The sequence below is a fragment of the Erwinia aphidicola genome (assembly GCF_024169515.1).
GTDB classification, from domain to species: Bacteria; Pseudomonadota; Gammaproteobacteria; order Enterobacterales; family Enterobacteriaceae; genus Erwinia; species Erwinia aphidicola.
In genome coordinates this window covers 4115885-4142019 of record NZ_JAMKCQ010000001.1, presented here as the reverse complement: position 1 = coordinate 4142019, position 26135 = coordinate 4115885, and the positions used below count along the sequence as shown (strand labels likewise).

Sequence of the window (26135 nt, the reverse complement as noted above, 5' to 3'; positions counted from 1 at the left end):
GAAAATCCTGAGATTTCCCCCGGGGACGACCCCGGGCGGCCTGAAGACTGGCGGGACGGCCCGCCCTGGTGTGAGTCTGCCCTATGTTTAAAAAATTGCTGATTGCTAACCGTGGCGCGATTGCGTGCCGAATTCTACGCTCGCTGCGCGCAATGAACGTCAGCGGCGTGGCGGTGTTTGCCGAAGCCGATGCCAGCAGCCTGCACATACGCGAGGCCGATGAAGCGGTCAGCCTTGGCGATGGCCCGGCGGCCAACACCTATCTGGTGGTGGAGAAGATCCTCGCGGCGGCACGCGCCAGCGGCGCAGAGGCCATCCATCCCGGCTACGGTTTTCTCTCGGAAAACGCCGCCTTCGCCGAAGCCTGTGAATCCGCCGGCATCGCCTTTATCGGCCCGACGCCACAGCAGCTGCGCCTCTTCGGCCTGAAGCACACCGCACGTGCGCTGGCGAAACAGCATCAGGTGCCGCTGCTGGAGGGGACGGAGCTGCTGGAGAGTATTGCCGCTGCGCTGATGGCCGCCGAACGGGTCGGCTACCCGGTGATGCTGAAAAGCACCGCGGGCGGGGGGGGCATCGGCATGCGCGTCTGCTACAGCGCGGCTGAACTGAGCGAAGCGTTTGAGGCGGTAAAGCGCCTCGGGCAGAACAACTTTAGCGATGAGGGCGTGTTTATCGAGAAGTATATCGAGCGCGCCCGCCACCTTGAGGTGCAGATTTTCGGTGACGGCGAGGGTGAGGTGATTGCGCTCGGCGTGCGCGACTGCTCGGTGCAGCGCCGCAATCAGAAGGTGATTGAAGAGACGCCGGCACCCAATCTTCCACAGGGCATGGCCGATGCGCTCTGTGCCGCCGCCATCAAGCTGGCGAAGGCGGTCAGCTACCGCAGCGCCGGAACCGTTGAGTTTGTCTACGACAGCGCCGCCGAACAGTTTTACTTCCTCGAGGTCAATACCCGTCTTCAGGTAGAGCACGGCGTTACCGAGCAGGTGTGGGGCGTGGATCTGGTGCGCTGGATGATCGCTCTTGCGGCCGGGGATCTACCGCCGCTGGCAGAACTTGGCGTGACACTGTCACCGCAGGGCCATGCGATTCAGGCGCGCGTCTACGCCGAAGACCCTGGCCGCCAGTTCCAGCCTTCGCCCGGTTTGCTGACCGAGGTGTTTTTCCCACCAGCCGACGGTAAACAGCTGCGCATTGACCGCTGGGTAGAGTCCGGCTGTGAGATCCCGCCATTCTTCGACCCGCTGCTGGCGAAGGTTATCGCCTTTGCCCCCAGCCGCGAACAGGCGACAGCAGCGCTCAGCCAGGCTCTGGGAGAAACCCGCCTGTACGGCGTTGAGACTAACCGCCAGTACCTGCAGCAGATCCTCGCGTCGCAGCCGTTCACCAGCGGCTCGCCGTGGACGCGCTGCCTTGAGCAGCTGCACTACCGCGCCACCACCGTTGAGGTGCTGAGCGCCGGAACGCAAACCACCGTGCAGGACTTCCCGGGCCGCCTTGGCTACTGGGCGGTGGGCGTGCCGCCGTCCGGCCCGATGGACGACCGCGCTTTACGCCTGGGCAACCGCCTGCTGGATAACGACCCGACGGCGGCCGCGCTGGAGATCACCATGAGCGGCCCAACGCTGCGCTTCAATACGGCCAGCGTGGCGGTGGTGACGGGGGCGGCGATCCCGCTCACGCTTGACGGCCAGCCGCTGGCGATGAATCAGACCTTCGCGATCGCGGCGGGCAGCACCTTAACTCTCGGCACCATCGCTGGCCGCGGCGTGCGCAGCTATCTCTGCCTGCGCGGCGGGATCGCCGTGCCGGAGTACCTCGGCAGTAAAAGCACCTTTACCCTCGGGCAGTTCGGCGGCCATGCGGGGCGCGCGCTGCTTACGGGTGACGTGCTGCATCTGAGCGAACTGCGCGATGCGCGCGCCGGAGAGGCACTGCCTGACGCGCTGTGCAGCGATCTGCCCGCGCTGCGCGAGCTGCGGGTTATCTACGGCCCGCACGCTGCGCCAGAGTATTTCACTGTCGGCTACATTGAGACGTTTTTCGCCACCGAGTGGCAGGTGCATTTCAACTCCAGCCGCACCGGGGTGCGGCTGATTGGGCCAAAACCGCAGTGGGTGCGCGACAGCGGCGGCGAGGCCGGGCTGCACCCCTCGAATATCCACGATAATCCGTATGCGGTCGGCGCGGTGGATTTCACCGGGGATATGCCGGTGATCCTCGGGCGCGACGGCCCGAGCCTGGGCGGATTTGTCTGCCCGGTGACGGTGATTGAGGCCGATCTCTGGCAGGTCGGGCAGCTGAAAGCGGGCGATCGCCTGAAGTTTGTCGCGGTGGATGTGGCGACCGCCCGCCAGCTGGCCGCAGAGCGTGAGGCGGAGCTGCAGGCGCTGGCGCCGGTTGATTGCACCTGGCAGCCTGCGCCGCTGAATTCTCCGGTGGTGCTGGAGTGCGGCACGGGTGATACGCAGCTGGTCGCGCGGCTGTGCGGTGATACCCATCTACTGCTGGAGATTGGCGCACCGGAGCTGGACCTGGTGCTGCGTTTTCGCGCTCATGCGCTGATGCAGGCGCTGGAGGCCATTAACCATCCGGCAGTTATCGACCTGACGCCCGGCATCCGCTCGCTGCAGGTTCACTATTGTCCTGAAGCGCTGCCGCTGAGCGAGCTGCTGGCAACGGTCGGGCGGCTGTGGCACACGGTGTGTGCGCAGCAGGATCTACGCGTGCCGTCGCGCGTGGTGTATCTGCCGCTGTCGTGGGATGACCCCGCCTGCCAGCTGGCGATTGATAAATATATGACCACCGTGCGCCGCGATGCACCCTGGTGCCCGAGTAACCTTGAGTTTATTCGCCGCATCAACGACCTGGCGGATATTGATGAGGTCTACAAAACGGTGTTTGCCGCCAGCTATCTGGTCATGGGGCTGGGCGATGTCTACCTTGGCGCTCCGGTCGCCACGCCGCTCGATCCGCGCCACCGGCTGGTCACCACCAAGTATAATCCGGCGCGCACCTGGACTGCGGAGAACTCGGTGGGGATCGGCGGGGCGTATCTGTGCGTTTATGGCATGGAGGGGCCGGGTGGCTATCAGTTTGTGGGGCGCACGCTGCAGATGTGGAACCGCTATCGTGAGGTCGCCGATTTCAACGGCAAACCCTGGCTGCTGCGCTTCTTCGACCAGATAAAGTTCTATCCGGTCTCCGCCGACGAGCTGCAGGTTATCCGTCGTGATTTCCCGCTGGGGCGCTATCCGCTGCGCATTGAGCACACCGAGCTGGCGCTGGCCGACTATCAGCAGTTTTTACAGCGCGAAAGCACGGGCATTGACGTCTTCCGCACCCACCAGCAGTCGGCATTTAACGCCGAACGCGAACGCTGGATCGCCAGCGGTCAGGCCCATTTCGATAGCCAGGAGGAGGCTAGCGCCGCGCCGGATGACGAGCCGCTGCAGGCCGGGCAGCAGGCGGTGGAGAGCGCAATTGCCGGCAATCTGTGGCAGGTGAAGTTCCAGCCGGGCGACGCGGTGAAGCAGGGCGACGTGCTGGTGATTATCGAGGCAATGAAGATGGAGATCCCGCTGCTGGCACCGTGCGACGGCATTATCAGCGAGGTGCGCGTCCAGCCCGGCTCCGCGGTGCGCGCCGGGCAGTGCGTGGTGGTGCTGGAAAGTTAACATTATCCAGCAAGGGGCGACCGGAAAAAGGTCGCCCCCTACAGCAGCAATCACCTGTAGGGGCGGACCTTCTTTTTTGGTCCGCCCGGTTTATCTAACGCTGCTGACCAGCCACGCCTGCAGCTGTGCCAACTCTGTCTGCTGGTCGGGAAACGCCGCTGTCAGCAACGCCACCTGCTGGCCGAGCGCCTGCGGGCGATACTCCACGCCATTTAACGCCTGCTCCAGCTGCTCTAACGGCGCCGGGTTCAGGCTGTCGCTAAATATCTGGCAGCGGCTAATCTTTCCACGCTCAACGTCAAAGTGGACCTCCACGCCGCCCCAGCTAAAACGCGTATCCAGCAGATGCTGGAAGTGCGGAGCCTGACCAAAATTCCACTGCCAGCTGCTCTGTTTAGCAAACTGCTCTGCAAAGCCCGGCAGGTCGGGCAGTGCGCTCGGTGAAATCATCTCCGGCTGGCACTGTTCGGCAAAGTGGCTAAAGAATGCCTCCGTCACCGCGCCACAGATCTGCTCAAAGCTAATTCCGGGCACCAGCTCTTCCAGGTTCGCCACGCGCGAGCGCACCGAGGTAATGCCCTTGGCCTGCAGTTTTTTCACATCCGGGTTGAGGTAGTCTGCCAGCCGCGACAGGTCAGCGTTAAGCAGGATGGTGCCGTGGTGGAAGCCGCGATCGTGGGTCTCATGATAGGCAGAGCCGGAAATTTTACGCAGCCCGTCGGCGGTATTCACCACCAGGTCATTACGTCCTGATGCTTCCGCCGGGATACCCAGCGCGTTAAGCGCGTTGAGGATAATCGCCGTGGATACGCTTTTATCGTACTCCGGCTTGCCGGCCATAAAGGTAAAGCAGCAGTTGCCGAGGTCATGAAACACCGCGCCGCCGCCGCTGCTGCGCCGCGCCAGGCGAATATTGTCCTCTTCCATTCTGCGCGTGTTGCACTCTTTCCACGGGTTCTGCGAGCGGCCAATCACCACCGTTTCGGCATTGCGCCACAGGAACAGCACGCGCTGGGTGGCGGGCATCTGGCGAAAAATGCACTCCTCAACGGCCAGGTTAAACCAGGGATCGTAAGAATCGGATAACAGCAAACGCAGTGTGGACATTAATGACTCCATGGAGTGTTCAGCGGCGCAGGCATCATACCACCATGAAGCTTAAGAAAAAAAAAGAGCATCATTATGATGCTCTTAGTGATTCAGATGGGGTTACAGGCCGCGCTGTTCCATCAGCAGCGCAAGATCCACCAGGCGATTAGAGAAGCCCCATTCGTTGTCGTACCAGGCGAGGATTTTCACCATGTTGCCCCCAATCACCAGCGTTGAGAGGGCGTCAATTACCGAGGAACGCGCGTCGCCGCGATAGTCGCTGGAGACCAGCGGCTCCTCGCTGTAGCCGAGAATATCTTTGAGCGGGCCGGACTCCGCCGCCTGGCGGAATGCGGTATTGACTTCCTCCACCGTCACGTCACGATCCAGATTCACCGTCAGGTCAACGATCGACACCACCGGCACCGGGACGCGCAGCGAGTAGCCGGTCATGCGGCCATCAAGTTCCGGGATCACCTTGCCAATCGCCTTCGCCGCGCCGCTGGAATAGGGGACGATGGACTCGGCGGCGGCACGCGCGCCGCGCAAATCTTTCTCAGGCTGGTCGTGCAGGGCCTGGCTATTCGTGTAGGCGTGCGTGGTGTTCATCAGTCCGTGCTTAATGCCGAAGTGCTGATGCAGTACCTGCGCCGCCGGAGCCAGCCCATTGGTGGTACAGCTGCCGTTACTGACCACTTTATGCAGCGCCGGGTGGTACTGCTGGTGGTTAACGCCCATTACGATGGTGAGGTCGTCGCCTTTTGCCGGGGCAGAGATGATCACCCGTTTGGCGCCGCCGTGGGTGATATGTACTTCGGCCTGCGCTTTATCGGTGAAGAAACCGGTGGCCTCGATCACGATATCCACTGCGGCGCTGCTCCACGGAATGGTCGCCGGGTCGCGCTGGGAAAAGACCTGAATACGTTGGCCGTCAACCCACAGTTCGCCGTCGCCCGCTTCCACAGGGACGGGCAGCGTGCCGGAGAGCGAGTCATATTTCAGCAGGTGGGCAAGGGTTTTACTGTCGGTGAGGTCGTTGATCGCCACTACCTGAAAATCACTGCGCCCAAGCGCGGCGCGCAGCACGTTACGTCCGATTCTGCCGAAGCCGTTAATACCGACGTTTACCATGGTGAACTCCTTATTATGAGTAATGAGTTCAGTCTGGACTGGGTTCTGAATGGCGTAAATGACAAATATAGATCAATTTACGCCATTGTGCGCATGGCGAAGCGCTGACGGTATTCACCCGGCGTGACGTGCAGATTGCGCTCCATCACCCGGCGTAGATTGAGCGCGCTGCCAAAGCCACACAGGCAGGCAATCTGTTCAACGCCGTCGCGGGTCTGCTCCAGCCGCTGCCGTGCCGCGCTTAAACGCAGCTCCTCAACATACTTTGCCGGGCTGATGGCGGTTTCACGGGTAAATACCCGGGTGAAGTTGCGCGGGCTCATTGCCACCCGTTCTGCCAGGCTCTGCACCGACAGATCTGCGCTCAGGTTAGCCGCCATCCAGCTTTGCAGCCCGGCAATCGGGCCATCGGCGGCCTGGTTCAGCAGGTAGCGGCTGAACTGGGCCTGGCCGCCGGGGCGGCGCAGATACATCACCAGGTCCTGCGCTACGCAGCGCGCCAGGTCAAATCCGAGGTCGTCTTCCACCAGCGCCAGCGTGAGGTCAAAACCGGAGCTGACCCCGCCGGAGGTCCAGACCGTGCCATCCTGCACGTACAGCGGGCCATTTTGCACGCTGACGTTCGGGAAGCGGGTTTGCAGGGCCTCCATCAGCCGCCAGTGGGTGGTGGCACGCCGTCCTTCCAGCAGGCCCGCCTGCGCCAGCAGCATCGCGCCGCCGCACACGGATGTCACGCGCCCGGCGTGCGGTGCCGCCAGGCGCAGCCAGTCAGCTACCCCGGCATTTTCCTCCTCGGTTAATCCGCGCCCGGTCACCATTATGGTATCGCGCTGCTCACCCGGGTCGAGATCGAGCAGGCGCTGGTCGGCCAGCAGGTTCAGCCCGGACTGGCCGTGGATCACCCGGTGCGGCTGCGTGGTGGCCACGGTGATGTGATAAAAAGCGTCGGCGCGCGCGCAGGCGGTTAGCCTGCATCAGAATGTCGGCGACCCCTGCGGATTCAAACAGCATGCCCCCATCGGGGACGATGATCAGGAAAGTGTGCATGGCGGTAAATGTACGATGTATACAGATTAAGTCAATGGGGCGGTAGGGGAAATTAAGGGCCGACCAGAACAGCGGTCGGCCCCTACGGTTGATGTGCCCGATGATAATTACCCGTAGGGGCTGACCCTCTTTTTCGGTCAGCCCGTTTATATAAGGGCCGACCAGAACAGCGGTCGGCCCCTACGGTTGATGTGCCCGATGATAATTACCCGTAGGGGCTGACCCTCTTTTTCGGTCAGCCCGTTTACATAAGGGCCGACCAGAACAGCGGTCGGCCCCACGGTTGATGTGCCCGATGATAATTACCCGTAGGGGCTGACCCTCTTTTTCGGTCAGCCCGTTTACATAAGGGCCGACCAGAGCAGCGGTCGGCCCCACGGTTGATGTGCCCGATGATAATTACCCGTAGGGGCTGACCCTCTTTTTCGGTCAGCCCGTTTACATAAGGGCCGACCAGAACAGCGGTCGGCCCCTACGGTTGATGTGCCCGATGATAATTACCCGTAGGGGCTGACCCTCTTTTTCGGTCAGCCCGATACAGTGAGTTCCCTTAGCTGAATATCAGCAATCAAACGCCATATTTGTCATAACTGTGGCGCTTTACTAATTATTATCGCTCTGATTATATTAATTAAATTCGACAAATCCTGTTGCTGATGGCCTGTGCCATCCGGCACCGCTTTGCCTGTTAATTAAGGGAAATCATGAGCCAGTCAGCGCAACAAACTGCGGCATTTACACGCCCAGAAAATCCTCCGGCCAGGGTGATCCTCAGCGATGAGCTGGCGCTCTGCGCCGCGCGTGCGGTGGCCGATCTGGCGCTGCGCGATGCCGCCACTCGTGACCGCGAACGCATCTACCCGCTGGAGGCGCTGGAGCTGTTCAGCCGCTCCGGCCTCGGCAGTATCTCCGTGCCGCGCGAATTCGGCGGCGGCGGGCTCTCTTACCGCACCGTGGCGGAAGTATTCCGCATTATTTCGGCCGCCGACCCGTCCCTCGGGCAGATCCCGCAGAACCACTTCGGACTGATACAGTTCCTGCGCGATGAGGGTACCTTCGCACAGCAGCAGCGCCTGTTTTCTGCCGTAGTGCAGGGGCAGCGTTTAGGCAACGGCGGCCCGGAGAAGAACACCCGACACACCCGGGACGTGCAGGCGCGGCTGCGGCAGCGTGAAGGCGGGCTGCGGCTCTCCGGCAGTAAGTTCTACTCCACCGGTGCGCTGTTCGCCGACATCATTGTTACCACCGCTATCGACGACAGCGGCCAGCCGGTGATGGCGTTTATGCCCCGCGATTCCGCCGGGCTGGAGATCGTTGATGACTGGTCCGGCATCGGGCAGCGCACCACCGCCAGCGGCACTATCCATCTGGATGAGGTGGCGGTGGAGGCTGCGCTGGTGATCCCCACGCCCGCCAGCGATAAACCGTCGCTGCGCGGCCCGGTATCGCAGCTGATCCAGGCGGCTATCGACGGCGGAATTGCCCGCGGCGCCTTTGATGAGGCCTGCGCCTTTGTGCGCCAGCATTCCCGGCCGTGGGTGGATGCCGGAGTGGAGCGCAACAGCGACGACCCGCACCTGCAGGCCGACGTCGGGCGCGTGTGGGTCGAGATTGCTGCGGCGGATGCGCTGCTGCGCCGGGCGGCACGCTTTCTCGATGAGGTCGACCCTGCCAGCCTGGATGCGGCCACGGCGGCGCGCGCCTCCATCGTGGTGGCGGAGGCCAAAGTGCTGACGACCCAGGCGGCGCTGAAGGCCAGTGAGAAGCTGCTGGAGTGGGGCGGCAGCCGCGCCACGCTCGCTGAGCATAACCTTGACCGCCACTGGCGCAATGCGCGCACCCATACGCTGCACGACCCGATCCGCTGGAAGTTTCACGCCATCGGCAACTACTACCTTAACGGTGTCTTTCCGGTGCGCCATGCCTGGATATAAGGAGAACGTCATGCCGACCAGTCAGGTTCAGGCCAAAAATCCCGCCAGCCGCATTCACAGTGCTGAGCAGGCTATCGAGGTTGCTCAGCAGCTGGCGCAGGAGTTTCGCAGCGGATCTTCACGCAGAGACCGCGAGCGCGAACTGCCGCACGCGCAGTTGCAGGCGCTGTTTGCCTCCGGGCTGGGCGCGATTACCGTACCGGCCGAATTCGGCGGCGCGGCGCTCTCTTCGGCGGTGCTGGCGCAGGCGATCGCCATTCTGAGTGAGGCCGATGCCGCGATCGGTCAGGTGCCGCAGAACCACTTTTATGCGCTGGAGGTACTGCGCGTCAACGGCAGCCCGGCGCAGCAGCAGCGTTTTTATCAGGAGGTGCTGGACGGCGTGCATCTCGGCAACGCGCTGGCGGAGTTCAGCTCGGCGGCGGCCCATCAGCGCAGTACGGCGGTGTTGCCGCACGGTGCGGATTTGCTGCTTAACGGCCAGAAGTTTTACGCCACCGGCGCGCTGTATGCTGACCGCATTCCCACTGCGGCGCGTGATGCCAGCGGCAGGGAACAGCTGGTATTTGTCCCGCGCTTTCAGCCTGGCGTCAGCGTGATCGACGACTGGTCCGGATTCGGGCAGCGTACCACCGGCAGCGGCACGGTCACCTTTGATCACGTCAGGGTCGACCCGCAGGATATCGTGCCGTTTCAGAGCGCCTTTGAGCGCCCGACCACCGTGGGGCCATTCGCGCAGATCATGCATGCCGCCATCGAACAGGGCATCGCCCGCGCCGCATTTAACGACATGCTGAACTTTATCAACAGCCGTGCGCGCCCGTGGCCCGATGCCGGGGTGGATCACGCCGCGCAGGATACGCTGACCATCGATCGCGTGGGCCAGATTGCGCCACGCCTGCAGGCCGGTGACGCCCTCCTGCAGGAGGCGGGTGAAGCGGTAGACGCCGCGCAGCGTAACCCGGATGCCGACAGCGTGGCGGCGGCCTCGATTGCCGTTGCCATCGTGCGCGCCTGGACCACCGAGCTGGCGCTGGAGGCATCCAACCTGCTGTTTGAGCTTTCCGGCACCCGCTCTGCGCTTCGCGAGCATAACCTTGACCGCCACTGGCGCAATGCCCGCACCCATACGCTGCACGACCCGGTGCGCTGGAAGTATCCGGCGATCGGCAACTATCTGTTAAACGGTGCGTTACCGGCACGCAGGGGGACGCTGTGAGCAAAAAAATCCTGCTTAACGCCTTCAATATGAACTGCGTCGGGCATATCCATCACGGCATGTGGACCCATCCGCTTGACCGCTCCACCGAGTTTAACGACTTACGCTACTGGCTGGACCTGGCGCGTACCCTGGAGCGCGGCCTGTTTGACGGGCTGTTTATTGCCGATATTCTCGGCGTGTATGACGTCTATCAGCAGGGGATTGCGCTGACCGCCAGCGAGTCGGTGCAGCTGCCGGTTAACGATCCGCTGATGCTGGTGTCGGCGATGGCCAGCGTCACCGAGCACCTCGGCTTCGGGCTGACCGCCAACCTGAGCTACGAGGCGCCATACCCGTTTGCCCGCCGTTTTTCCACCCTCGACCATCTCACTAATGGCCGCGTGGGCTGGAACATTGTTACCGGTTATCTCGACAGCGCCGCGCGGGCGATGGGGCAGCCGCAGCTGCTTGGCCACGACGAGCGCTACGACCAGGCGGACGAGTTTCTCGACGTCAGCTACCAGCTGTGGGAGGGCAGCTGGCAAGAGGGTGCAGTGCTCGCCGACCGCCAGCAGCGCCGCTACGCCGATGCGGCAAAAATTCATCCGGTGCGCCATCACGGTAAGTATTACCAGCTGGAGGGGTACCATCTCAGCTCCCCGTCACCGCAGCGCACGCCGCTGCTGTTTCAGGCCGGGAGTTCGGCACGCGGCGTGCAGTTTGCCGCCCGCCACGCGGAGTGTAGCTTTGTTAACGGCAGCACTCCGCAGGCGATGCGCACCCAGGTGGACACGCTGCGCCGCGCGGCGCGCGATGCCGGGCGTGAACCGGGTGATTTGAAGGTGTTTATGGGCGTGTCGGTGATTGTCGCGCCCACGGAAAAGGAGGCGCAGGAGAAGCATCAGGAGTACCTGCGCTATGCCAGCCCGGAAGCGGGGATTGCCCACTTCTCCAGCTCTATCGGCATCGATCTCGCCCGCTTCGGGCTGGATGAACCGATCGACAGCGGCTCCGGGCGCGCCATCGAGTCGGTCAGCAAAACCTTCAGCGGCTGGACACGGCGGCGGCTGCTGGAGCAGCACGCCCTCGGTGGCCGCTATCCGCTGATTGTTGGCAGCCCGTCGCAGGTGGCCGACCAGCTTATTCACTGGCTGGATGAGGCAGATATCGACGGCTTTAACCTGACGCGCATCGTCAATCCGCAGAGCTATATCGATTTCATCGAACTGGTTATACCGGAACTTCAGCAGCGCGGGCGTTATAAAACCGCCTATCAGCCCGGCACGCTGCGCCACAAACTCTTCAACCACGACCGCCTGCCGCTGCGCCATTCGGCCGCCCGCTGGCGTCGCGATCTTTGAACATCTGGGACATAAAAAAAGGGGGCATCATGAAAATAATTAAAACACTGTTACTGACCGCGCTGCTCAGCGGAAATGCGCTGGCGGCCGATTACAGCGGGCCGCTCAAAGTCGGCACCACCTCGGCCTTCGCACCGCCACTGGAAACCGCCGTGGCAGAGGCAAAGAAACAGGGGCTGGCGGTGGAACTGATTGAGTTCAGCGACTGGACGGCGCCTAACGTCAGCGTCGAAAACGGCGATATCGACGTTAACCTGTTCCAGCATCAGCCGTTTCTTGATAACGCCAATCAGCAGGGCGGCTTTCATCTGGTGAAGTACGCCCCGGCGATTATTAATAATGTCGGCCTGTACTCGAAAAAGCACAGCAGCCTCGATCAGATCCCCGACGGCGGCACGGTGGCGATTGCCAATGACCCCATCAACGGCGGGCGCGGCCTGCTGCTGCTGCAAAAGGCGAAGCTGATAACCCTTAAGCCCGGCGCGGGGCTGAAGTCTACCGTTGACGATATTGTGGCTAACCCGAAGCACCTGAAGATTATTGAAGTGGAAGCGGTGCAGCTGTCGCGCTCGCTGGAGGAGGTTGACCTCGCACAGGGCTATCCGCACTATCTGCGCGCCTCCGGCGTGATTGACCCGAATAACGCGCTGTTGTTTGACGGGCTGGAGCACCCGGAATATGTGATTCAGTTTGTCATCCGCGACGGGCACCAGGACGATCCGCGCCTGAAGAAGTTTGTTGATATCTATCAGCACTCCCCGGTGGTGCGCGCCAGCCTCGATAAGTTTTACGGCAAGCTCTATCAGCCTGGCTGGCAGCAGTAAGTATGGCGACGATGACGTGGGATGAGCTTACAGAAGCTGATGCTGTAAGCCCGGATGGCTCGACGCATGTGGCGATTCAGGGGCTGGTAAAACGCTATTCCGGCCAGCAGCTGGATGCGCTGCACGATATCAACTTGACGATTCCGCGCGGGGCTATCTACGGTATTATCGGGCGCAGCGGCGCGGGCAAGTCCTCGCTGATCCGCTGTCTTAACCGGCTGGAAACGCCCACGGCGGGGCGCGTGGTGGTGGATGGTGTCGATATTAACCGCCTGACTCAGCGTGAGCTGGTTGAATGGCGGCGCGGCACCGGCATGATATTCCAGCACTTCAACCTGCTGTCGGCGAAAAGCGTGCGTGAGAACATCGAGCTACCGCTGAAGGTGGCGGGCGTTTCTCCACCGCTGCGCAAAAAGCGGGTTGATGAGCTGCTGGCGCTGGTCGGGCTGGAAGAACGCCAGCACGCCTGGCCAGCGCAGCTTTCCGGCGGGCAGAAGCAGCGGGTAGGGATTGCCCGGGCGCTGGTGCATCAGCCGCAGCTGCTGCTGTGCGATGAAGCCACCTCGGCACTTGACCCGGAGACTACCGCCTCGATTCTGGCGTTGCTGCGCGAGATTAATCAGCGGCAGGGCATCACCATCGTGCTTATTACCCATGAGATGAATGTGATCCACGATCTGTGCGACCAGGTGGCGGTACTGGAGCAGGGCAAGGTGATAGAGCAGGGCCCGGTGTGGGCGGTGTATGGCGATCCGCAACAGCCGACCACCCGCATCCTGCTCAATCCTCAGCATAGCGGTCTGCCGGAAGCGCTGCTGGCGCACCTGCATCGCGCTCCCCAGACGCAGAGTGACCAGCCGCTGCTGCGCCTGAGCTATACCGGTCAGGGGGCGGTGCCGCAGCTCGGGCTACTGGGTGAGGAGGTTATCCTGATACAGAGTTCGCTGGAGTGGGTGCAGGGCCGACAGATTGGCCATATCGTATTGCAGGCGGCCAGACAGCCGCTGCCGTTTAATCCTGCCAGCATTCCGCAGACGCTGGCTAACCGCGTGGAGGTGCTGGGCTATGTCACTCCAGCTTGAACGTTTATGGCAGGGGCTGCTCGATACGCTGATGATGGTCGGAGCCTCCTCGTTGGCCGCGCTGCTGTTGGGATTGCCGCTGGCGGTGATATTAGTGATTACCGATCGCAATAATCTCTTCGCCAATCCGCTGATTAATCGCCTGTTGGGCTGGGTCGTCAACCTGTTCCGCTCGGTGCCATTTCTGATCCTGATGGTTGCGCTGATCCCCTTTACCCGACTGGTGGTGGGTACCTCCTATGGCGTGTGGGCAGCCGTGGTCCCACTGACGCTGGCTGCAACGCCGTTCTTTGCGCGTATTGCCGAGGTGAGCCTGCGCGAGGTGGATAAAGGGTTGGTGGAGGCGGCGCAGGCGATGGGCTTCCATCGGCGGCATATCATCTGGCATGTGCTGCTGGCAGAGGCGCGCCCGGGGATTGTCAGCGGATTTACCATTACGCTGGTCACCATGATTAATGCTTCGGCAATGGCGGGCGCGATTGGTGCGGGCGGGCTGGGGGATATTGCTTACCGCTACGGCTATCAGCGTTTTGACTCGCAGGTGATGCTCACGGTGATAGTCGTGCTGGTGGCGCTGGTCACGGTATTACAGCTGTGCGGCGATCGGCTGTCGCGGCATTTAAATCATCGATAATGTGGTACTTTAGTTACAACGTACGGATATAACTATCAGAATGTCATCTGTGACTACCGCGCTATCATTAAAGCTGCAGGCCTGCCAGGAGGAGATTTTTAACGGTGCTACGTCAATCTTCCTGTATCACAGTACTGCAAAAACATCAGAATTCACGTAGCGCGATCTGAGTTATATTTTAATTTATATTCAATAGGATAGGAAGTGACAGAGTGTCGATGATCCTCTTTTGCTTCAAATAGATAAGGAGTGGGGAATAGTGCATAGTCAGACATTTAAGCTGAGGTCGTACCAATATTCTGACCTCGGAGGGGTTATTATGGTGTTTGAACGCGCTGTGCGCGAGACAGCCTCACACGATTATAATCCTGCACAGATTGCAGCCTGGGCACAGGCCGATCGTGATTCCTGGCAAAAGCGGCTGCTCAACAGTCACTGCTGGGTTGCCAGCATCGAGGATAAGTTAGTGGGTTTTGGCAACGTGGAGTTTGATGGTCATCTCGATCTGATGTTCACCCATCCGGAGTATCTGCGCACCGGCGTGGCCAGCGCGCTGTTGGAAAAACTGGAGCACGCCGTTATTGCCATGGCGTTGCCGGTGATATTTACCGAGGCCAGCATCACGGCTAAGCCATTTTTTAGCAGGCGAGGGTACCAGCTGCTCGCAGCACAACAGGTGCAGGTGCGCGGCCAGAACTTTATCAACTACCGCATGAGTAAATCACTGCTTTAGCCGGTCGATGACGACAGGCGCGCGGTGATAACTTCCATGCCGATCTGCTGGCCATATGACAGCTCCAGCGTATTGCCATCAGGATCCGCAAAAAAGGCCCAGTAGCCAACCGGTGCAGCAGATTGCTGCGCTGCACGGCGCAAAACGCCTTCCTGCTCAGCCAGTTTGACCTTGGCATCAATCTCCTCGCGGCTACCGCAGGCCACGCCAATATGACCGAAGGGTCCCAGCGGTGTGTCATTACTGATTTCTGACTGCACCAGCACCAGCGCGAACGGCCGCGTCAGGTCAGACAGCCACGCCACTTTTTGTGCTTCAGCAAGCCCGGGTTCACGCTGATGAATAATCTGCATGCCCGCGTAACGTTGATAAAATTCGACGCTTTTCGACAGGTCTTTAACCTGTAAAGCCAGATGGCTAAATCCAACATCATTGTCTGACATGAGCCGTTCCTGTGGGTGATGAGTGACTGCATCATGACACAGGCAAAAGGTGGCAGTTGTTCGTGAGTGCGTTTTACAGGCAACGCTACGTAAATTCTGGCGTGGGAGAGCCCACACAATTTTGTAGAATTCACGTAGCGCTGCCTGAATTGACATTGGTAAGAGCAGGGCAATGAGGCTGGTCAGGAAGCCCTGACGGATTGACTACCTGATATCTTATTTAACATAATATACATTATGCGCACCGATGGTGTAGTGGCTAAATTAAGATGTCCGCCTCTGGCTATATTGAGATGTCCGCTTTATCGTCCTTTTCCAGGGTTTCTCGGCTGAGGACGCAACTAATGACGGCTTACGGTTCGGAGTGCTTTACGATGAATGAAGTTAACCGCCTCAAGATCCTGCAGGATGTCATTGATGGCAGGCTCACTACTTCGCTTGCATCACAACGACTTGGCCTGACGGATCGTCACTGCCGGCGTCTGCTTGCGCGTTATCGCGAGTCCGGGCCACTGGCACTGGTGAACCGCCGCCGTGGATTGCGTAGTAATCGCCAGCTTCTGCCTGGCCTTGCTGAACTTGCTCTGGGCATCATCCGCGATAACTACGCCGACTTTGGTCCGACGCTCGCCTGCGAGAAGCTGGCCGAACTCCATGACGTTGTGCTGGCTAAAGAGACCGTGCGTCAGCTGATGGTACGAGCCGGACTCTGGATCCCCCGGAAAATGCGTGCGCCGAGGATCCAGCAGCCGCGGTATCGTCGCGCCTGCGTTGGCGAGCTGATACAGATCGACGGCTGCGATCACCGCTGGTTTGAGGAACGCGGACCGGCCTGCACGCTGCTGGTCTACGTTGATGACGCGACCAGTCGCCTGATGCAGCTCCACTTCGTAAAGTCTGAGTCCACGTTCACCTATTTTGACGCCACGCGCGGCTATCTGGAGCAGCACGGTAAGCCGCTGGCATTCTACAGCGACAAAGCCAGCATTTTTCGTATTAACAACAAAAGTTTGACGCAGTCGCGTGCCGCTAAACTCCTGAACATCAGCGAAAGCTACAGCGATTTCGGCCCTACATTAGCCGCGAGAAGCTTCTGGAACGCCATAGCCTCAAGAAATTTAAGGGATCGTTCTGAACGATCTAGGCGGCTGTTTATGGTTGAATGGCGAAACGGAAATCAGTTTTAACTGCATCAGAAGGAAGCGTTATGCGTACTCGCCAATCATCCCGGTTAATTATTCTTTCACCTGAAAAAAATGTTTTGCTGTTTAATTTTTCCCATAAAAATGACGCATTAAGCGGCATGTCCTACTGGGCGACGCCTGGCGGTGGGCTTGAACATAATGAATCCTTCGAAGAGGCAGCGCTAAGGGAGTTGCAGGAAGAGACCGGATTAAAAAGAGATTCCGTCGGCGCGGTGGTAGCATCCCGAACTTTCCCTATGCAGCTGCCTGATGGGGAGACCGTTCTTGCGGAAGAGAGTTTTTTTATAATCCATGCTGAAAAGCGTGATATGGACGACTCAGGATGGAGTGAAAATGAAAAGCAAGTCATTAAAAAGCATCACTGGTGGACATTAGAAGAGCTTAAAGATACTAACGAAACTATCTTTCCCCGCGATTTAATCATCGACATACTCAGCAAAGATTTATTCAGTCCTGCTAAATTCAGTGCATTGAAAGAGGCTTAATTACCGTAAAACATTAAATTCCGCTCCTGGCACAGAGCGGACATTTTAACTTTGCCCTAACCCGGACATCTGAACTTAGCTTTGACAGATGGTGTGCTTGCCCGCTTAAAACGCGGCAAACCGGGAAATTCATTCAAATCGACGGCTCTCACCATGACTGGTTTGAAGGTCGTTATTGACGTTGTGATGATGCTTCACCATTCGGGCTGACTGAACGTCAGGTGCAGAGACTAAATGACTCGCGAGACAACCAGGGACTATCCACCAGTACCCTCGCCTTGCTGTCATCACCGTTAATAATATGCAACGTACTAAGTCGACCAATTTCGTAATGCGGTAACTGTACCGTAGATAACGGCGGTAAAAAAAGGTTGCCAATACCTACATGATTATCGTAACCAATAACCCCGATATCCTGCGGGATACGAATTCCTTTAGCCAAAAGCGTCTGATACACCATGAATGCAATGCGGTCATTCCCGCAAATAACTGAATCAAACTGAGGTATCCCCTGATAAATGTGAGCCAGAAGAACGTCGGGAATGTCACGGTAGTGCTCATCGCCAGGTTGCATATAGCAATGATCCAGCGTATCGGGATCGATGCCTGCCTCAAGACAGGCGCGCTCCATTCCCTTTTGGCGACGGGACGTCGCCAGGTGGTTGGCGGGTAAATGCAGACAGATAGGCCGACGATATCCTGCCGCCAACAAGGCTCTAACTGCAGTGTACTGGCCCTTCTCGTCATCGGGTATGTAACAGGCAACGGGCTCGTCTTTATTTTCGCAATTTGCCAGAACACAGGGATGTGTCAGCAGCTTGGGCGGTATACGTACTTCACGCAGTCCCATGGTAGTGAAAATGATGCCACCGGGCCGATGAGCAAGCAGCAGATCGACAATTTCGTCCGGATTATCATCAGAGAACATGTTAACCACGAAGCTTTTCCAGCCGTGTGCGCGCGCGGTCTCCTCGATTGACAGCGTGATTTCGACGGAAAAAGGTGTGGTTACCGTATCCAACGCCAGTACGCCGATCGTCTTGTTTTTAGTCCCCACACTGCGGATCTGTTTTGCCGACAAGTCGGGTACGTAGTTCAAATGCAGAATCGCTTCCTGCACGCGTGCAAGCGTCTCGGGCTTCACGCGTTCAGGGTAATTAAGCGCCCGCGAAACTGTCATTAACGATACATTGGCCATTCTGGCCACATCTTTCAAAGACGCCATAATCTTCCATTTTGCGAAAACCCGGATACATCATCGCGCTGCAAGCGAACAGCCGCTATCAAGTTATCCATAGAGTTGAACCCACTATTCTAAGCTTTGAGCCTGATATTTTGGGAATTTGGCAAAGAAATTTGATACAGATCTCACAACGCCAATGTTAACGTTAACTTTTGTGATTAACATCGGATATTGCCATAAAACTCGGTGTCTGCGTATAATGTTAACGTTACCATGTGCGCATATAAATCGCTATGAGATTGCTCAGATGAAAAAAAAGCCTTCCCGCAGCTATATGCTGCTCAGCGCCCTGCTGTTCTTTTTCTTTGTCACATGGTCTTCGTCCAGCTCCCTTCTTTCTATCTGGCTCCACCAGGAAGTGGGGTTAAAAGCCTCCGAGACGGGTATTATCTTTTCCGTCTTATCCGTGTCAGCCCTTTTCGCTCAGGTCTTTTACGGCTTCATTCAGGATCGTCTTGGTCTGCGCAAAAATCTGCTGTGGTTTATGGCCGCACTGCTGATCCTCTCCGGCCCTGCGTATCTCTTCTTTAGCTATTTGCTCAATCTCAATATTCTGCTGGGAAGTGTTTTTGGTGGCCTGTTTGTTGGTCTGACGTTTAATGGTGGTATAGGCGTGCTGGAATCCTATACCGAGCGCGTTGCGCGTCAGAGTACTTTTGAATTTGGACGGGCCCGCATGTGGGGCTCTCTTGGTTGGGCCGTTGCCACGTTTTTCGCCGGACTGCTGTTTAACATTAACCCCAATCTTAATTTCCTGGTGGCGTCATGCTCTGGCCTGGTTTTCTTCTTCATGTTGGCCCGATTAAAAATTGCGGCACCGGCGAGCATGGAAAAGCTGGAGATTGGGGCTAAAAAGGTTTCTCTGGAAGATGCTATCCGGCTGCTAACGCTACCGCGTTTCTGGGCACTTATTTTCTTTGTGATTGGAACCTGTATTTACGGTGTATACGACCAGCAATTCCCGGTTTATTTTTCCTCACAGTTTCCTACCTTGCGGGAAGGGAACGCTATGTTTGGTTATTTAAATTCATTTCAGGTATTTCTGGAAGCGGCAGGCATGTTCTGCGCACCGTGGCTGGTTAACAAAATTGGCGCCAAAAATGGTCTGATATTCGCCGGTATGGTGATGGCTCTGCGTATGATCGCCTCCGGCCTGGTTGAGGGGCCTCTGCTCATTTCGATTACCAAACTGCTACATGCCCTGGAATTGCCGATACTGTTGGTTGCCATTTTCAAATATAACAGCCTCAACTTCGACAAGCGTTTGTCTTCCACGATTTATCTGGTGGGTTTTGCCTGTACCAGTTCAGTTATTGGCACCGTGTTATCGCCGCTGGCGGGTTTCAGCTACGAAAAATTTGGATTCGCTCAATCCTATCTGATAATGGGCATTATGGTGTTCTGCACCACGTTTATTTCCATCTTCCTTTTGCGCCCAAATAAACCCACAACTGAACACCCCTTTTTACAGCAAGATGCTGTGTAATTTTCGGGAGAAAGCATAATGACATCTTTATTAAAACAGGCTGAAGAGACGCTTGAAGAAGCACAAGCCGGAATTAACCGCCGCTGGTATCCACGCTATCACCTTGCCGCACGAGCCGGCTGGATGAACGATCCTAACGGGCTGGTCTGGTTCGACGGCTGGTATCATGCCTTTTATCAACATCACCCCTATTCAACGAAATGGGGCCCCATGCACTGGGGGCATGCCCGCAGTAAAGATTTGGTTCACTGGGAACATCTGCCTGTGGCACTGGCACCGGAAGGGCCGGCAGATAAAGACGGCTGTTTTTCCGGTTCCGCAGTGGTGGACGGAGATACGCTGGCACTGATTTACACCGGTCATAAATTTCACGGTTCGCCTGAAAGTGATGACAATTTGTATCAGGTGCAATGTCTGGCAACCAGTCGTGACGGAATTCATTTCGAGCGTCAAGGAATGGTGATTGATACCCCTCCAGGACTGCATCATTTCCGCGACCCGAAAGTATGGCGTGAGGGTGAATACTGGTACATGGTTGTCGGTTCACGCGTGGCGGAAACCGGCCAGGTTCGCCTGTACCGTTCCACGGACCTTCATAAATGGCATGACGAAGGTATTCTGGCCGAATCTGAAGATGGGATAGGCTATATGTGGGAATGCCCTGATTTCTTTACTCTGAACGGCCAGCGTGTGCTGATGTTCTCTCCACAAGGAATGGTGGCACAAGGCTATCAAAACCGTAACCTCTTCCAGAGTGGATATTTACTGGGAGAGTGGCAGCCAGGTCAGGCGTTCAGCCACGACGGGCAATTTATTGAAATGGACAACGGTCACGATTTTTATGCCCCGCAAACGTTTCTCAGTCCGGATGGGCGCAGAATCGTTATTGGCTGGCTGGATATGTGGGAATCACCGATGCCGGAGCAGCAGGATGGTTGGGCTGGTATGCTCTCCCTGCCGCGCGAACTGAGTTTAGGTGATAATAATCGCATTATGATGAAACCCATCGAAGAAGTGACCGCCTTGCGAGGCAGTTATTTTCCTGTTCCTGCTCATTACCTGAGCAATCAGAGAATGTTTGTCGCGGGCGATGCGGAAGCCGTGGAGTTATTACTGGAGTGGGAGCGTAGCAGGTCGCAGGCAGAACAATATGGCATGATGCTGGGAGTTGGGCTGCGTATTTACGTTGATAATCAGGCCCAGCGCTTAGTGTTAGAACGAAGCTACCCTGATTTCTCGCTTGTGGGAACGCGCAGCATTCCCGTGCCAGAGGATGATATCCTTTCGCTGCGAATATTCATTGATCGTTCATCCGTGGAACTCTTTGTCAATGAAGGCGAAGCCTGTTTAAGCAGCCGAATTTATCCGCAGCCAGGAGAGCGTGAAATAGTGCTGTTTGCAAATAATGGAACCGCTGCCTTAAAAGAAGCCGGATACTGGCCGCTGGATAAATAATTCCACCGGATATAATCGCACAGTTGTATTTTTTACATTTATTTTCGCCAGTCTCAGACTGGCATTATTTTTTCTGAAATATGGCCGCGTAATTTTATTCGCAGATCTCTTCTCAGCTGAATTCATCCTTCAGCAGCCCAAATATCCAGTCATCCTGCCAGCGGTCGTGCAAAATAGCGATAAGACAGCCTGGCTGAGGCGATTTGCTTGATGTTATTCACCAACGTGCATCTCATACACCACGCACTGCGTATCGTAGTGCTGCTCAATGCCTTTGTATGTCATGCCGAGGCGCTGCATCACCCGATGTGAGGCACTGTTATCCGGATGCGCCACCGCAACCAGATAGCGCGCGCCGACCTGCTCAACCGCGAATTTCACAATCGCCTGCGCCGCTTCCGTCGCGTACCCTTTGCCATGATAACTGGCGTTAAGGCGCCAGCCGAGCTCCAGCGGTGCGTCGTCCTCATTGGCTAAATGCTGGAGACAGGCGGCACCGACCAGCGCCCCTGACTCCTTCTCCATGAGTGCCCACCACGAGAAGCCACGCTGTTGCCAGCGCAGCATCACCCGTTCGATGCTTTCACGCGTTTCTTCCGCTGTCCTCACCTCGCCAGGACTAATATAGCGCATCATTTCCGGATCTTTTTCCATCTCGCGCAGGCCATCAAAATGAGCGTGTTGGTATGGCTCCAGACGCAGCCTTGCAGTTTCCAATTCCATCTTTCCTCCAGACAACGTGATTTATCATGACGACAGCGCGAGCTGTACCACCGCCCCGCACCAACGTGAATAGATAACAATATCACGCACTTTCAGCCCGACAGAATTAAAATCCATCGCGGCGTCTTAATTGAGGTGCACAATGTTGTGCCCTTAGGTCAGTACATCGCGGCTTTTAATCAAATTTTGTGCTGATTTACCCGACTGGACAATTCCTGATGGCTCTCTTTCCTTTCGCTGTAGCGGTCGGCAAGGTAAGGGGTATGCGACTTAAGAATTAAGGTGATCTTGAACAGCTCTTCGGCTACATCGACAATCCGGTCGTACCACGCTGAGGGTTTCATCCGCCCTTCTTCATCGAATTCCTGCCATGCCTTGGGCACCGATGACTGGTTTGGGATGGTGAACATCCGCATCCAGCGGCCCAGTATCCGCATCTGATTAACCGTGTTGAAGGACTGTGACCCGCCGCTCACCTGCATCACCGCCAGGGTTTTCCCCTGCGAAGGACGAACTGCACCTTCACTGAGTGGGATCCAGTCTATCTGCGCCTTCATCACTGAACTCATCGCCCCGTGTCTTTCGGGCGAGCTCCAGACCATGCCATCACACCACCTTACCAGCGCGCGTAGTTCCAGCACTTTTGGATGCGTATCGGGCGCATCATCGGGCAGTGGCAGTCCAGAGGGATTAAAAATTTTCACTTCTGCGCCCATTTGCTCTAACAGGCGCCCTGCCTCTTCGGCGGCATAACGACTGTAGGAACGCTGCCGCGTGGAACCATACAGGATAAGAATGCGCGGTGGGATTTGCCCTTCGCTAAGTAGTTTGCGGGAAATCGCATCATCAAAACATGCCTGTTCGACTGCGGGTAAGTGCTGCATAAGGACTCCTTGAAAGAAACGGCGCTTTGCAATTTATCATATATGAATTAGCATATGTATTGTCAAATGCTATCGAGGTTAGCCATGCTGCACCCGCTACAACTTTTTAAACTGCTTGCTGATGAAACACGCTCGACGGTGGTGATGCTGCTGCGCGAGTCCGGCGAGCTTTGCGTCTGCGATATCTGTGCCGTAACCGCAGAGTCGCAGCCGAAAATATCGCGCCATATGGCGCTATTGCGTGAGGCGGAGCTGGTAACCGATCGCCGTGAAGGCAAATGGGTGCACTACCGTTTGTCGCCGCACATGCCCGCCTGGGCGGCAGCCATTATCGATTCTGCGTGGAATTGCGAACGCGAGCACATACGAGAAAAACTCAGACAGGCGGCGGAAGCCTCCTGTTGAGCATGCAGCATACATACATTTAAATGAATGTGAGTGGGAATTATGATGTTACTGGCAAGTGCAATATTTTTACTGACGCTAACCCTGGTTATCTGGCAACCCAGAGGGCTGGGTATTGGCTGGAGCGCCATGCTGGGTGCAGGCCTGGCGCTGGTCACAGGGGTTGTTCATCTCGCTGATATTGCGGTGGTCTGGCACATCGTCTGGAATGCGACGGCCACCTTTATTGCGGTGATCATCATCAGCCTGCTGCTGGATGAGTCGGGTTTCTTTGAATGGGCCGCCCTGCACGTTGCCCGCTGGGGCAAAGGCCGTGGCCGCCAGTTGTTTAGCTGGATTATTCTGCTGGGTGCGATGGTGGCCGCGCTGTTCGCCAATGATGGTGCTGCACTGATCCTGACGCCCATCGTGATTGCCATGCTGCTGGCGCTGGGTTTCAGCCCGGCAGCAACCCTGGCTTTTGTGATGGCCGCCGGTTTTATTGCCGATACCGCCAGCCTGCCGTTGATCGTCTCGAACCTGGTTAACATTGTCTCGGCAGACTTCTTCAAGCTTGGATTTACCCAGTACGCCGCCGTGATGGTGCCGGTTAACCTGGCTGCTATCGTGGCTACGCTGCTCATGCTGCACCTGTTTTTCCGTAAAGAGATCCCAGCGGTTTACGATATTTCGCTGCTAAAGGCGCCAAAAGAGGCCATTCGCGATAGCAGCACGTTTAAAGCAGGCTGGCTGGTTCTGGTTCTGCTGCTGGCCGGCTTCTTCGCACTGGAGCCACTTGGCGTTCCGGTCAGTCTGGTGGCCGCTGCTGGCGCACTGATCCTGTTTGCCGTGGCAAAAAAAGGCCATGCGATCAATACCGCTAAGGTACTGCGCGGCGCGCCCTGGCAGATCGTTATCTTCTCACTGGGCATGTACCTGGTGGTTTATGGCCTGCGCAACGCCGGGCTGACCCTGTATCTCTCCTCCCTGCTGAATCAGCTGGCTGAACATGGAGTGTGGGCCGCAACCCTCGGAACCGGCTTCCTGACGGCGTTCCTCTCCTCCGTGATGAACAATATGCCGACCGTGCTGGTTGGCGCGCTGTCGATAGAAAGCAACCAGGCCACGGGAGTGATTAAACAAGCGATGATTTATGCCAATGTAATCGGCAGTGATTTAGGGCCAAAAATCACCCCGATTGGCAGCCTTGCCACGCTGCTGTGGCTACATGTTTTAGCGCAGAAAAACATCACAGTCAGCTGGGGATACTACTTCCGTGCCGGCATCGTGATGACGATTCCGGTGCTGTTTGTCACGCTGTGCGCTCTGGCGCTGCGGCTGTCCATCGTTTAACCCCGGCCCCGGAATAGCCATTCCGGGGTTTTAATAATAGAGAAATGAGAGTGACAAAATGAGCCATGTAACTATTTATCATAATCCCGACTGCGGGACGTCGCGCAATACCCTTGAAATGATCCGCAACAGCGGCACGGAGCCGACGGTGATCCTCTATCTGGAAACACCGCCCACCCGCGCCGAGCTGGTTAAGCTAATTGCTGATATGGGAATTTCCGTGCGCGACCTGCTGCGCAAAAACACGGAGCCTTATCAGCAGCTGGATCTGGAGAACGCCGCTTTCACTGATGATGAGCTTATCAGCGCAATACTGGCACATCCGATCCTGATGAACCGCCCTGTCGTTGTCACTGCGCTCGGAACCCGGCTGTGCCGCCCTTCAGAGAAAGTTTTAGACATTTTGCCAGCGGCTCAGCGCGGCGAATTCAGTAAAGAAGACGGGGAAAAAGTTGTCGATAAAAACGGGCGCAGGCTGAGCTAAAAGGCACATTCAGGCCAGTATCTGGGGTGTTTCGCGGCGCATTTTCTCCGTATGATAATCTGCTTGATTAAAGCTTTATCCATTTTCATCTTGCTACTGCGCTAACAATCGCCGCGTTTAACAGGGAAAATCGCCATGTTTCACCTTATTTTCAGCATACCGAGTTGGTATGTTATTGCCCGTTTTATCATTCCACTCTCCATGCCACTGGCGTTAAAAATCACTCTTTCTCTGCTGGCGCTGCTTGCCTCACAGTATCTGCTGATAGGCCGCTTCACTTCTGGCAGCATCTTTTCTGCGGAGATGCCAAGATTAGTCATAATCCTGTTCAACTGGGTTTACAGCGCGGTGCTGTTCCTCGCCCTCGCCCAGATCCTGATTGATGTGGTTGCGCTGGTCGCGATGCTGTTGCGCCACCCGTTGGAGATTGCTCCCGGCGTGCGCTACCTGGCTGCCCTGCTGGCATTCGGCCTGGCCAGCTGGGGCGTGCAGCAGGCAATACGCGTTCCCCCTCTCAAGGATGTGACGATTCAGGTTGCTGATTTACCGCAGGAGTTTGAGGGTTACCAAATGCTCCAGCTAACCGATATGCACATCACCCCGCTTTTTAACGCCAGCTGGAGTGCCGCGTTAGTCAGGCGTGCGCTGGAGCTGAATGTTGACCTGATTGTGGTTACCGGGGATGTGATTGACGGCACGTTGAAAAATCGCATTAAGGACGTGGAGCCGCTGCGCAATCTGCATGCGCCCGATGGCGTGTTGGCGATTACCGGCAATCACGAATATTTCTTCGAGCAGCAGGCCTGGACCGGGCATCTGGCGTCTTTAGGATTGAAGCCCCTGCTAAACAGTCATTCTGTCATTTCTCGCGGCAACGCCAGCCTGGTGATTGCCGGGTTGCCCGATACTTCTGCACCGGGCCGGGGCGCTAACGGCCCCAATCTGGCAAAAGCACTGGCTGATGCCCCTGACAACGCGCCGGTGGTGTTGCTCGACCACCAGCCAAAAAACGCCCGTGAAAATGCGAAACACGGGGTCGATATTCAGCTGTCAGGCCATACTCACGGTGGTTTAATCGTCGGCTTAGACCGCCTGTTTGCCAAACCCAACGGCGGCTTTGTCTCCGGGCTTTACGATGTTGATGGCATGCAGCTGTATGTAAATAACGGCACGGCGCTGTGGCCGGGAATGGCGGTACGCGTGGGCCGCCCGTCGGAGCTGACGCGCATCACGCTGACGCGGAAAAAATAATCCCCCCTGATAATTAAGGAAGT

21 protein-coding genes and 2 pseudogenes are annotated in these 26135 nt (G+C 57.4%); 16 read left to right on the top strand and 7 right to left on the bottom strand.

Annotated elements, in window-relative coordinates; all coding sequences use genetic code 11:
- The first annotated feature begins 83 nt into the window (after positions 1-83).
- Entirely contained in the window at positions 84-3680 is a 3597-nt protein-coding gene (gene uca, locus J2Y91_RS19430; RefSeq protein WP_253539169.1) for an urea carboxylase, read from the top strand.
- A 90-nt stretch (positions 3681-3770) separates the two neighbouring features.
- Here the strand turns inward: uca and lplA are convergent, their stop codons facing one another.
- The 3 genes and pseudogenes from lplA to J2Y91_RS19415 all read right to left on the bottom strand — a co-directional run bounded on the left by lplA (position 3771) and on the right by J2Y91_RS19415 (position 6947).
- Entirely contained in the window at positions 3771-4787 is a 1017-nt protein-coding gene (gene lplA, locus J2Y91_RS19425) for a lipoate--protein ligase (protein ID WP_133623626.1), read from the bottom strand.
- 102 nt (positions 4788-4889) lie between these two features.
- Entirely contained in the window at positions 4890-5900 is a 1011-nt protein-coding gene (gene gap / locus J2Y91_RS19420; protein WP_133623627.1) for a type I glyceraldehyde-3-phosphate dehydrogenase, read from the bottom strand.
- 77 nt (positions 5901-5977) lie between these two features.
- Positions 5978-6947, bottom strand: a pseudogene (locus J2Y91_RS19415) (GlxA family transcriptional regulator).
- 704 nt (positions 6948-7651) lie between these two features.
- On the opposite strand from J2Y91_RS19415, the gene J2Y91_RS19410 reads away from it, so the two are divergent.
- From J2Y91_RS19410 to J2Y91_RS19380, 7 genes are all read left to right on the top strand, one after another.
- Positions 7652-8881, top strand: a complete 1230-nt coding sequence (locus tag J2Y91_RS19410) for an SfnB family sulfur acquisition oxidoreductase (RefSeq protein WP_133623628.1) — start codon at positions 7652-7654, stop codon at positions 8879-8881.
- 10 nt (positions 8882-8891) lie between these two features.
- On the top strand, positions 8892-10100 hold the full coding sequence (locus J2Y91_RS19405; RefSeq protein ID WP_133623629.1) for an SfnB family sulfur acquisition oxidoreductase: 1209 nt from the start codon (positions 8892-8894) through the stop codon (positions 10098-10100).
- Positions 10097-11443, top strand: a complete 1347-nt coding sequence (locus tag J2Y91_RS19400) for an LLM class flavin-dependent oxidoreductase (protein WP_366521320.1) — start codon at positions 10097-10099, stop codon at positions 11441-11443. The genes J2Y91_RS19405 and J2Y91_RS19400 overlap by 4 nt, the downstream gene beginning before the upstream one ends.
- A gap of 29 nt (positions 11444-11472) precedes the next feature.
- A complete protein-coding gene (locus tag J2Y91_RS19395) occupies positions 11473-12267 on the top strand; it encodes a MetQ/NlpA family ABC transporter substrate-binding protein (protein ID WP_062818536.1) in 795 nt (264 codons plus the stop codon).
- Between the two features lie 2 nt (positions 12268-12269).
- Positions 12270-13349: a methionine ABC transporter ATP-binding protein gene (locus tag J2Y91_RS19390; protein ID WP_133623630.1), complete on the top strand. Its 1080-nt coding sequence runs from the start codon at positions 12270-12272 to the stop codon at positions 13347-13349.
- Positions 13333-13983 carry a methionine ABC transporter permease gene (locus J2Y91_RS19385; protein ID WP_133623631.1) on the top strand — a complete coding sequence of 217 codons (651 nt, stop codon included), beginning with the start codon at positions 13333-13335 and terminating at the stop codon, positions 13981-13983. Before J2Y91_RS19390 ends, J2Y91_RS19385 begins: the two co-directional genes overlap by 17 nt.
- A gap of 319 nt (positions 13984-14302) precedes the next feature.
- On the top strand, positions 14303-14716 hold the full coding sequence (locus J2Y91_RS19380; protein ID WP_133623632.1) for a GNAT family N-acetyltransferase: 414 nt from the start codon (positions 14303-14305) through the stop codon (positions 14714-14716).
- Here the strand turns inward: J2Y91_RS19380 and J2Y91_RS19375 are convergent.
- A complete protein-coding gene (locus J2Y91_RS19375; protein WP_133623633.1) occupies positions 14713-15159 on the bottom strand; it encodes a VOC family protein in 447 nt (148 codons plus the stop codon). The genes J2Y91_RS19380 and J2Y91_RS19375 overlap by 4 nt on opposite strands.
- Positions 15160-15503: 344 nt before the next feature.
- Here J2Y91_RS19375 and J2Y91_RS19370 point away from each other — a divergent pair.
- Both J2Y91_RS19370 and J2Y91_RS19365 read left to right on the top strand, forming a co-directional pair.
- A pseudogene (locus tag J2Y91_RS19370) lies at positions 15504-16232 on the top strand (ISNCY family transposase); the annotation flags it as partial.
- A gap of 134 nt (positions 16233-16366) precedes the next feature.
- Positions 16367-16849, top strand: a complete 483-nt coding sequence (locus tag J2Y91_RS19365) for an NUDIX hydrolase (protein WP_133623634.1) — start codon at positions 16367-16369, stop codon at positions 16847-16849.
- A 217-nt stretch (positions 16850-17066) separates the two neighbouring features.
- Here J2Y91_RS19365 and J2Y91_RS19360 read toward each other — a convergent pair whose 3' ends face one another.
- On the bottom strand, positions 17067-18074 hold the full coding sequence (locus J2Y91_RS19360; RefSeq protein WP_133623635.1) for a LacI family DNA-binding transcriptional regulator: 1008 nt from the start codon (positions 18072-18074) through the stop codon (positions 17067-17069).
- Between the two features lie 265 nt (positions 18075-18339).
- Between J2Y91_RS19360 and J2Y91_RS19355 the strand changes: the two genes are divergently transcribed.
- Both J2Y91_RS19355 and J2Y91_RS19350 read left to right on the top strand, forming a co-directional pair.
- Positions 18340-19578, top strand: a complete 1239-nt coding sequence (locus J2Y91_RS19355) for an MFS transporter (protein ID WP_133623636.1) — start codon at positions 18340-18342, stop codon at positions 19576-19578.
- A gap of 18 nt (positions 19579-19596) precedes the next feature.
- Positions 19597-21033, top strand: coding sequence for a glycoside hydrolase family 32 protein (locus tag J2Y91_RS19350; RefSeq protein ID WP_133623637.1), 1437 nt, complete (start codon positions 19597-19599; stop codon positions 21031-21033).
- A gap of 213 nt (positions 21034-21246) precedes the next feature.
- On the opposite strand, the gene J2Y91_RS19345 is transcribed toward J2Y91_RS19350, so the two are convergent.
- Together J2Y91_RS19345 and arsH are read right to left on the bottom strand one after the other, a co-directional pair.
- Positions 21247-21756, bottom strand: a complete 510-nt coding sequence (locus J2Y91_RS19345) for a GNAT family N-acetyltransferase (RefSeq protein ID WP_133623638.1) — start codon at positions 21754-21756, stop codon at positions 21247-21249.
- A gap of 179 nt (positions 21757-21935) precedes the next feature.
- Entirely contained in the window at positions 21936-22640 is a 705-nt protein-coding gene (gene arsH, locus J2Y91_RS19340) for an arsenical resistance protein ArsH (RefSeq protein ID WP_133623639.1), read from the bottom strand.
- Between the two features lie 84 nt (positions 22641-22724).
- On the opposite strand from arsH, the gene J2Y91_RS19335 reads away from it, so the two are divergent.
- From J2Y91_RS19335 to J2Y91_RS19320, 4 genes are all read left to right on the top strand, one after another.
- The gene (locus J2Y91_RS19335) at positions 22725-23045 is read left to right on the top strand and encodes a metalloregulator ArsR/SmtB family transcription factor (protein WP_133625071.1); all 321 of its coding nucleotides are present in this window, start codon (positions 22725-22727) and stop codon (positions 23043-23045) included.
- Between the two features lie 45 nt (positions 23046-23090).
- The gene (locus J2Y91_RS19330; protein ID WP_133625072.1) at positions 23091-24377 is read left to right on the top strand and encodes an arsenic transporter; all 1287 of its coding nucleotides are present in this window, start codon (positions 23091-23093) and stop codon (positions 24375-24377) included.
- A gap of 58 nt (positions 24378-24435) precedes the next feature.
- A complete protein-coding gene (arsC, locus tag J2Y91_RS19325; RefSeq protein ID WP_133623640.1) occupies positions 24436-24861 on the top strand; it encodes a glutaredoxin-dependent arsenate reductase in 426 nt (141 codons plus the stop codon).
- A gap of 135 nt (positions 24862-24996) precedes the next feature.
- Positions 24997-26112 carry a metallophosphoesterase gene (locus tag J2Y91_RS19320; RefSeq protein ID WP_133623641.1) on the top strand — a complete coding sequence of 372 codons (1116 nt, stop codon included), beginning with the start codon at positions 24997-24999 and terminating at the stop codon, positions 26110-26112.
- Positions 26113-26135: the final 23 nt, after the last annotated feature.